Genomic DNA, 8,727 nt, shown 5'->3' on the forward strand with positions numbered 1-8,727 from the left:
CGAACGAGGAGCCGTCATGGACTCCACCCCCGCGCCCGCCCTCGGCGCTCCCGCAGCCCGCCGCGAAGGCCGGGAGAAGGTCACCGGAACCGCCCGCTACGCCGCCGAACACGCCCCGCCGGGCCGCGCGTACGCCTGGCCGGTGCCCGCCACCGCCGCCTGCGGACACGTCACCGCCGTCGACACCGCCGCCGCCCTCGCCCTCCCCGGCGTGATCGAGGTCCTCACCCCGTTCAACGCCCCCCGGCTCGGCCCCGCCGACGACCCCAACCTCCGCGTGCTCCAGGACACCGCCGTCCCGCACCGCGGCTGGTACGTGGCCCTCGCCGTCGCCGACACCCTGGAGGCCGCCCGGGCCGCGGCCGACGCCGTCCGCGTCAGCTACGACACCGCACCCCACCACACCGCCCTCGACCCCGGCCACCCCGACGCCTACACCCCCGAGCGGGTCAACGGCGGCTACCCCGCCCACCGCGAGCGGGGCGACGCCGCCGCCGCGTACGCCTCCTCCGAGGTCCGGCTGGACCGCACGTACTCCGTACCGCCCCTGCACAACCACCCGATGGAGCCGCACGCCGCCACCGCCCACTGGGACGCCGACGCCGCCACCCTCACCGTGTACGACTCCAGCCAGGGCGCGGGCCTGGTCCGCACCACCCTCGCCACCCTCCTCGACCTGCCCGAAGACCGCGTCACCGTCATCTCCGAACACGTCGGCGGCGCCTTCGGCTGCAAGGGCACCCCCCGCCCCCACGTCGTCCTCGCCGCCATGGCCACCCGGCACACCGGCCGCCCCGTCACCCTCGCCCTGCCCCGCCGCCACCTCGCCGCCGTCGTCGGCCACCGCCCGCCCACCCTGCACCGCGTCCGCCTCGGCGCCGGCCGCGACGGCATCCTCACCTCCCTGGCGCACGAGGTCACCACCCACACCTCCCGCATCCGCGAGTTCGTCGAACAAGCCGCCGTCCCCGGCCGCGTCATGTACGCCGCACCCGCCCTCCTCACCACGCACCGCGTCCTGCCCCTCGACGTACCCACCCCCTCCTGGATGCGGGCACCGGGGGAGTGCCCCGGCATGTACGCCCTCGAATGCGCCATGGACGAACTCGCCGGCCTGCTCGGCACCGACCCCGTCGAACTCCGCGTCCGCAACGAGCCCGACGCCGAACCCGACACCGGCCACCCCTTCAGCAGCCGCCACCTCGTCGCGGCCCTCCGCGAAGGGGCCGCCCGCTTCGACTGGGACGCGCACCGCACCCCCCGCCGGGAAGGCCCGCTGCTCATCGGCACCGGGGTCGCCTCCTCCACCTACCCCGTGTACGTCGCCCCCGCCTCCGCCCGGGCCCACGCCCTCCCCGACGGCACGTTCCGCGTCGAGACCGCCGCCACCGACCTCGGCACCGGCGCCCGCACCGTCCTCGGCCAGATCGCCGCCGACGCCCTCGCCGTCCCCGCCGACCGGGTGGCCGTCGACATCGGCCGCAGCGACCTCCCGCCGGGACCGGTCGCCGGCGGCTCCGCCGGCACCGCCTCCTGGGGCTGGGCCGTCCACGACGCCTGCACCGCCCTCCGCACCGTCCTCGACCGCCACCGGGGCCCCGTCCCGGACACCGGACTGACCGCCTCCGCCGACACCACCGCCTCCGCCAAGCAGCGCTCGCCCTACGCCCGGCACGCCTTCGGCGCCCAGTTCGCCGAAGTCCAGGCCGACACCGTCACCGGCGAGGTCCGCGTCCGGCGGCTGCTGGGCGTGTTCGCCGCCGGACGCATCCTCAACCCGCGCACGGCCCGCTCCCAGTTCGTCGGCGGCATGGTGATGGGACTGGGCATGGCCCTCACCGAACACAGCGACATCGACCCCGCCTTCGGCGACTTCGCCCAGAGCGACCTCGCCTCCTACCACGTCCCCGCCCACGCCGACGTGCCCGACATCGAGGTCCACTGGATCGAGGAACACGACAAGCACCTCAACCCGCTCGGCGGCAAGGGAATCGGGGAGATCGGCATCGTCGGCACGGCCGCCGCCATCGCCAACGCCTTCCACCACGCCACGGGCCGCCGCATCCGCGAACTCCCCCTCACCCCCGACCGCGTGCTCGCGGCCCTCCACTGAGCCGGTTGCCTCCCTCGTCCGGGGGACCGTCCGGCGGCCGCACCGCGCCCGCCCCGCCCGGCGCGGCAGCATACGCACATGCGGCACTACGAAACCCAGTACGACGCCATCGGCAGGCGCTTCGAGGAGTCCAAGACCACCGCGGCCTTCTCCGCGGCCGACACCCACACCCTGCTGACCGCCCTCGACGCGATCGGCGGCGTGAAGGGCCTCGACGCCCTCGACCTGGCCTGCGGCTACGGCCACAACACCAGGCTCCTGGCGAGAGCGGGAGCCGCACGCACCGTCGGCGTGGACATCTCCGCCGAAATGATCGGACTCGCCCGCGAGCACGACCCGCACGGCACCGAGGACATCACCTACGTCGTCGCGGACGCCGCCGACCTGCCCCCGCTGGGCGCCTTCGACCTCGCCACCGCCGTCTACCTCTTCAACTACGCCCCGGACCGGGCCGCCCTGCACGCCATGTTCCGGTGCGTCCGCGCCGCGCTGCGCCCCACCGGCCGGCTCTTCGCCGTCGTGCCCAACCCCGGCGCCTTCCCGCACGTCGACTGGTCCCCGTACGGCGTCCGCATCCTCGACCGGATCCCCGAGGGCGACGCCCCGCTGCTCAAGGCGGAGTTCCTCACCGAGCCGCCGGTCCCCTTCGAGTTCCGGGAGTGGCCGCACGCGGAGTTCGCCGAAGCCGCCGTCGAAGCCGGATTCGCCTCGGTCAGCTGGCAGCCCGCCCGCACCCCGCCGCCCGACGCCGTCCGCGACGAGGCCTTCTGGGCGGCGTACCGGCGCTCACCCGTCAGCTCCCTGATGGTGTGCACGGCCTGACCGCCGACCGGACCCTAACGGTCCGCCGCCCCGCGGACCAGGGACACGATCCGCTCCCGCGCCGCACGCCCCTCCGGCACCGGCAGCAGCGGGTACCCGTGCGGCATGCCCGGCTCCTCGCACAGTTCCACCTCGGTCCCGGCCGCGGCCGCCCGGCGCACCAGCTCCCGGCTGTCCGTGGTCAGCACGTCCCGGGTACCCGTGAACACCGTGATCGGTGCCAGCCCGGCGAACGACCCGCGCAGCGGACTGACCAGCGGATCGTCCGCCGCGAGGGTCCCCGCGTACAGCCGGCCCGCCTCGATCAGGCCCGGCCGGGCCAGCACCGGATCCGTCACCTCGATCGCCGCCTGGTCCGGATGGCTCACGCTCACGTCCAGCCACGGCGAGACCAGCACGATCCGCGACGGCTGCGCCCCCGTCCGGTCACGCAGTCGCTGCGCCGCCGCGAGCGCCAGCCCGGCCCCGGCCGAATCCCCGATCAGCACGGTGCCCCCCGGCCCGCCCCCGGCGATCAGCCCGCTCAGCAGGTCCGCGGCCACCGGCACGGTCCGGTCCGCGGTGCCGCGCGGCGCCAGCGTGTACGCGGGCACCACACAGCTGGCCCCCGCCTCCGTCACCAACGTCCGGACCAGCGACCAGTGCGGCCGGTCGAGCTCCCCCACGTAGCAGCCGCCGTGCACGTACAGCACCCGGGCCGTCGGCTCCGCTCCCTGCGGCGACACCTCGTACACCGGCCAGGCGCCCACGAACGTACGGGACACCTCCGCGACCCGGCCCAACGACCGCGGCGGCAGGTGCGAGGCAGGCCGCCGGGCCGAACGCGCCACCAGCTCGCGGACCGCCTCCGCACTGCCGAACCGTTTCCGTCTACCGCTGGCGACCAACGCGGCCGCCAGCGCCCTGCTCCGCAGACTCGGCACGACCGCCGCCTCCCCATTACCTGCCCCGATCACGGGAGGAGCATAGGCGTGAAGCTGGGCTGACGGCCCGCTTAAGAAATCCTCGATGGACTGATCACCGCCGCTCTCGGCAGATTGATACCCGTCCGAGATCGACGCACCCGTCACACGGGGCGCGGCAGCCCCCTCACATGCCTGGAGCCACCGCACATGAAGGCACTCGTCAAGCACAAGGCCGAGCCCGGGCTGTGGCTCATGGACGTGCCCGAGCCCGAGTACGGCCCCGGCGAGGTCCTGATCAAGGTGCTGCGCACCGGTATCTGCGGCACCGACCTGCACATCCGCAACTGGGACGGCTGGGCCCAGGGCGCCGTGAAGACGCCCCTGGTCCTCGGCCACGAGTTCGTCGGCGAGGTCGCCGCGGTCGGCGCCGACGTCGCCGACATCGAGGTCGGCGCGCTGGTCAGCGGCGAGGGCCACCTGGTCTGCGGCAAGTGCCGCAACTGCCTGGCCGGGCGCCGCCACCTGTGCCGCTCCACGATCGGGCTCGGCGTCGGACGCGACGGCGCGTTCGCCGAGTACGTCGTCCTGCCCGCGCAGAACGTGTGGGTGCACCGGACCAGGGTGGACCTGGACGTCGCCGCGATCTTCGACCCGTTCGGCAACGCCGTGCACACCGCCCTGTCGTTCCCGCTGGTCGGCGAGGACGTCCTGATCACCGGCGCCGGCCCGATCGGCATCATGGCGGCGGCGGTCGCCAAGCACGCCGGCGCCCGCAGCGTGGTGATCACCGACGTCAGCCCGGAGCGGCTGGACCTGGCCCGCAAGGCGGGCGCCACCCTGGCGGTCAACGTGGCCGAGACCACCATCGCCGATGCCCAGCGGCAGCTCGGCCTGCGCGAGGGCTTCGACATCGGCCTGGAGATGTCGGGCCGGCCCGAGGCCATGCGCGACATGATCGACAACATGACGCACGGCGGCCGGATCGCCATGCTGGGCCTGCCGGCCCAGGAGTTCCCGGTGGACTGGGCCAAGATCGTCACCTCGATGATCACCATCAAGGGCATCTACGGCCGGGAGATGTTCGAGACCTGGTACGCGATGACGGTCCTCCTGGAGGGCGGCCTGGACCTCAGCCCCGTCATCACCGGCCGGTACGCCCACACCGACTTCGAGGCCGCCTTCGACGAGGCGGCCACCGCCCGCAGCGGCAAGATCATCCTGGACTGGACGACGACGGCCTGATCCGGACGGCGACGGCCTGATCCGGACGGCGACGGCCCGATCCGGACGGCGACGGCCCGATCCGAACGCCCGGACCTGACCGACGCCGCGCGTACCACCTTCCCGGCCGGACCACCACCGACTCCCCCCTCGGCGGGGGTCCGGCCCCTCCCTCCCTCCCACCCCTCCGCACCGCCCCTCCGCCGCACAAGGAGAACCCGCAGCAGATGTTCGACTCCGTACGCGAAGACCTCCGCAGCACCCTCGACGAGATCCGCTCCGCCGGACTCCACAAGCCCGAGCGTGTCATCGGCACCCCGCAGAGCGCAGCCGTCGCGGTCACCGCCGGCGGAGCCCCCGGCGAGGTCCTCAACTTCTGCGCCAACAACTACCTCGGGCTGGCCGACCACCCCGAGGTCATCGCCGCCGCCAAGGACGCCCTGGACCGCTGGGGCTACGGCATGGCCTCCGTCCGCTTCATCTGCGGCACCCAGGAGGTCCACAAGGAGCTGGAGGCCCGCCTCTCCGCGTTCCTCGGCCAGGAGGACACGATCCTCTACTCCTCCTGCTTCGACGCCAACGGCGGAGTCTTCGAGACCCTCCTCGGCCCCGAGGACGCCGTCATCTCCGACGCCCTCAACCACGCCTCGATCATCGACGGCATCCGGCTCTCCAAGGCCCGCCGCTTCCGCTACGCCAACCGCGACATGGCCGAGCTGGAAGCCCGCCTGAAGGAGGCGAAGGACGGCGGCGCCCGCCGCAAGCTCATCGTCACCGACGGCGTGTTCTCCATGGACGGCTACGTCGCCCCGCTGCAGGAGATCTGCGACCTCGCCGAGCAGTACGACGCCATGGTGATGGTCGACGACTCCCACGCCGTCGGTTTCGTCGGCCCCGGCGGCCGCGGCACCCCCGAGCTGCACGGCGTCATGGACCGCGTGGACATCATCACCGGCACCCTCGGCAAGGCCCTCGGCGGCGCCTCCGGCGGCTACGTCGCCGCCCGCGCCGAGATCGTCGCCCTGCTCCGCCAGCGTTCCCGCCCCTACCTGTTCTCCAACTCCCTCGCCCCCGTGATCGCCGCCGCCTCCCTCAAGGTCCTCGACCTGCTGGAGTCCGCCGGCGACCTGCGCGAGCGCCTCGCCGCCAACACCGCGCTCTTCCGCACCAAGATGACCGAGGCCGGCTTCGAGGTCCTGCCGGGCGACCACGCCATCGCCCCGGTCATGATCGGCGACGCGGCCGAGGCGGCCCGCATGGCCGAGCTGCTGCTGGAGCGCGGCGTCTACGTGATCGGTTTCTCCTACCCCGTCGTCCCGATGGGCCAGGCCCGGATCCGCGTGCAGCTGTCCGCCGCCCACTCCACGGCGGACGTGGAGCGCGCGGTCGCCGCCTTCATCGACGCCCGCGCGGCCCTCGCCGCCGACCAGGGCTGACATCATGGAGGGGTGATCGACCCCCGCCGGCTGCGCATCCTGCGGGCCGTGGCGGACCACCGTACGGTGACCGCCGCGGCCGCAGCCCTGTACCTCACCCCCTCCGCCGTGTCCCAGCAGCTCGCGGCGCTGGAGCAGGAGACCGGGCACACGTTGCTCACCCGCAGCGGCCGCGGGGTCCGGCTCACCGCCGCCGGCGAGATCCTCCTCGGCCACGCCCACGAGGTGCTGGCCCAGCTGGAGCGCGCCGAGGCCGAACTCGCCGCGTACGCCGGCGGCTCGGCGGGCGAGGTCACCGTGGCCGCCTTCGCGACCGGCATCGCCGAGGTCCTCGCCCCGGCCATCTCCCGGCTCGCCCTCGACCACCCGGGCCTGCGGCTCCGGGTGCGCGACGCCGAGGGCGACCAGAGCCTGCCGATGCTCCTCGACGGCGAGGCGGACGTCGCCCTCGCCGTCGAGTACCGCGGCGGGCCCGGCGCCGACGACGCCCGGCTCTCCGTCCTCCCGCTGTACGCCGAACCCTTCGACGCGGTCCTGCCGCCCGCGCACCCGCTGGCCGACCACCCGACGGTGGCCCTCGCCGACCTCGGGGACGCCGACTGGGTCGGGCAGTACCCCGCCAACCCGTGCCACGACGTCACCCTGCTGGCCTGCGAATCCGCCGGGTTCGCCCCCCGCTTCGTACACTCCTCCGACGACTTCCGTGCCGTCGTCGCCCTGGTCGGCGCCGGGGCCGGGGTGGCCCTCGTGCCGCGTTCGGCGCTGCGCGGCATGGACCTCAAGGAGGTCCGCATCCGCCCGGTCACCGGCCCCTCCGCCACCCGCCGAGTCTTCGCCGCCACCCGCCGCGGCGCCGAATCCCACCCCCTGATCGCCCCGGTCCTCGCGGCCCTGGCGCAGGAGGCGTCCCGCCTCCCCACCCACTGACCGGTACGCGATCATGACGTCCATGACAGGACGCGACACCACCAGCACGACCACCGGTACCACCACTACCACCCGCGTGCACGCCTCCGCGGCGGGCACCTGGAAACTGGGCGACCTCGAAGTCAACCGGATCGGCTTCGGCGCGATGCGCCTCACGCAGACCGGACCGGCGCTGCGAGCGGACGCCGTCCCCAGCGACCGCGGCCAGGCCATCGGCATACTGCGCCAGGCCGTCGAACTCGGCGTGAACCACATCGACACCGCCGCCTTCTACTTCTCCTCCCGCCGTTCCGCGAACGAACTCATCAACCACGCCCTGGCCCCCTACGCCGACGACCTCGTGATCGCCACGAAGGTGGGCCCCTGGCGGGACGCGACCGGCGAGTGGGGTGCCTGGGCCACGACCGCGAAGGAACTGCGGGGGCAGGTCGAGGAGAACCTCCGCCAGCTCGGCCGCGACCACCTGGACCTGGTCAACCTGCGCGTCCGCGGGCCCGGTTCCGTGGCCGACCGGTTCGGCGCCCTGGCCGGCCTCCGGGAGGCCGGCCTCATCCGGCACCTGGGCCTCTCCAACGTCACACCCGAACAGCTCGCCGAGGCCCGGGAGATCGCACCGGTCGTCTGCGTCCAGAACCCGTACGGCATCGGAACCCACGCCGACCAGGACGAGTTCGTGGACCACTGCGGCGAACAGGGCATCGCGTTCGTCCCGTTCTACGCGATCGCCGCGGCGGGCCGGGAGGCCGGAGCAGCGGGAGCGGCCGGGGCGGCCGGAGCGGCCGGCGGGGAGAGCGAGGAGCTCCTGGCCGTGGCCCGCGCCCACGACGCGAGCCCGGCACAGATCCGCCTCGCCTGGACCCTCCACCGCGGCCCCCACGTCCTCGCGATCCCGGGCACGGGCAACCCGGCCCACCTCAGGTCGAACATCGCCGCCGCCACCCTCACCCTCACGCCCTCCGACCTCACCACCCTGTCGGCGGCCCACGCCCGGGGGGAATGAGGGCGGGGCGGGGGGCTCGGGCGGGGTGGGGGTGGGTGGGTTGCTGGGGGTGGGGCGTGAGTGCTGGGCGGGGGTGGGGGCGGGTGGGCCCACGCGGGCGGAGCGCGAATGCGGGGCGGGTGGGGGTGGGTGGGCTCACCGGGCCGGTGGCGTTGGGTGCGTCGGGGTGGTTGCCCGTCCGTCCCATCGTCCTTCCGTGGCCGTCCGTCCTGTCAAGGGCGCTCCTTCGTCGCGTCGCTGCGCGATGGCCTTCGGCCACCCTTGACAGGGCGGCCGTCCCCGGAAAAACGACAGACGAACGAG

The 8,727-nt window shown here is 74.3% G+C and carries 7 protein-coding genes; 6 read left to right on the top strand and 1 reads right to left on the bottom strand.

All coding sequences use genetic code 11. From position 1 onward, the window contains the following. Positions 1-16 precede the first annotated feature (16 nt). Entirely contained in the window at positions 17-2,113 is a 2,097-nt protein-coding gene (locus ACFY61_RS12185; RefSeq protein WP_389470371.1) for a xanthine dehydrogenase family protein molybdopterin-binding subunit, read from the top strand. A gap of 78 nt (positions 2,114-2,191) precedes the next feature. Then, positions 2,192-2,935 carry a class I SAM-dependent methyltransferase gene (locus tag ACFY61_RS12190; protein ID WP_389470373.1) on the top strand — a complete coding sequence of 248 codons (744 nt, stop codon included), beginning with the start codon at positions 2,192-2,194 and terminating at the stop codon, positions 2,933-2,935. 14 nt (positions 2,936-2,949) lie between these two features. On the opposite strand, the gene ACFY61_RS12195 is transcribed toward ACFY61_RS12190, so the two are convergent. Then, positions 2,950-3,699: an alpha/beta hydrolase fold domain-containing protein gene (locus ACFY61_RS12195; protein WP_389470376.1), complete on the bottom strand. Its 750-nt coding sequence runs from the start codon at positions 3,697-3,699 to the stop codon at positions 2,950-2,952. A gap of 348 nt (positions 3,700-4,047) precedes the next feature. On the opposite strand from ACFY61_RS12195, the gene tdh reads away from it, so the two are divergent. The 4 genes from tdh to ACFY61_RS12215 all read left to right on the top strand — a co-directional run bounded on the left by tdh (position 4,048) and on the right by ACFY61_RS12215 (position 8,424). Further along, positions 4,048-5,082 carry an L-threonine 3-dehydrogenase gene (tdh, locus tag ACFY61_RS12200; protein WP_389470379.1) on the top strand — a complete coding sequence of 345 codons (1,035 nt, stop codon included), beginning with the start codon at positions 4,048-4,050 and terminating at the stop codon, positions 5,080-5,082. 206 nt (positions 5,083-5,288) lie between these two features. Next, positions 5,289-6,497 (top strand): glycine C-acetyltransferase, encoded by a 1,209-nt coding sequence (locus tag ACFY61_RS12205; protein WP_389470382.1) that lies wholly within the window; start codon positions 5,289-5,291, stop codon positions 6,495-6,497. 12 nt (positions 6,498-6,509) lie between these two features. Continuing rightward, the gene (locus ACFY61_RS12210) at positions 6,510-7,424 is read left to right on the top strand and encodes a LysR substrate-binding domain-containing protein (protein ID WP_389470385.1); all 915 of its coding nucleotides are present in this window, start codon (positions 6,510-6,512) and stop codon (positions 7,422-7,424) included. A gap of 22 nt (positions 7,425-7,446) precedes the next feature. After that, on the top strand, positions 7,447-8,424 hold the full coding sequence (locus ACFY61_RS12215; protein WP_389470388.1) for an aldo/keto reductase: 978 nt from the start codon (positions 7,447-7,449) through the stop codon (positions 8,422-8,424). Positions 8,425-8,727: the final 303 nt, after the last annotated feature.

It is taken from the genome of Streptomyces sp. NPDC012888 (genome assembly GCF_042900645.1).
Lineage (GTDB): Bacteria > Actinomycetota > Actinomycetes > Streptomycetales > Streptomycetaceae > Streptomyces.

Bases quoted from the DNA above. Each gene is read 5' to 3' on its own strand.
- ACFY61_RS12185 (WP_389470371.1), top strand. From the start codon at position 17: ATGGACTCCACCCCCGCGCCCGCCCTCGGCGCTCCCGCAGCCCGCCGC.
- ACFY61_RS12190 (WP_389470373.1), top strand. From the start codon at position 2,192: ATGCGGCACTACGAAACCCAGTACGACGCCATCGGCAGGCGCTTCGAG.
- tdh (WP_389470379.1), top strand. From the start codon at position 4,048: ATGAAGGCACTCGTCAAGCACAAGGCCGAGCCCGGGCTGTGGCTCATG.
- ACFY61_RS12205 (WP_389470382.1), top strand. From the start codon at position 5,289: ATGTTCGACTCCGTACGCGAAGACCTCCGCAGCACCCTCGACGAGATC.
- ACFY61_RS12215 (WP_389470388.1), top strand. From the start codon at position 7,447: ATGACAGGACGCGACACCACCAGCACGACCACCGGTACCACCACTACC.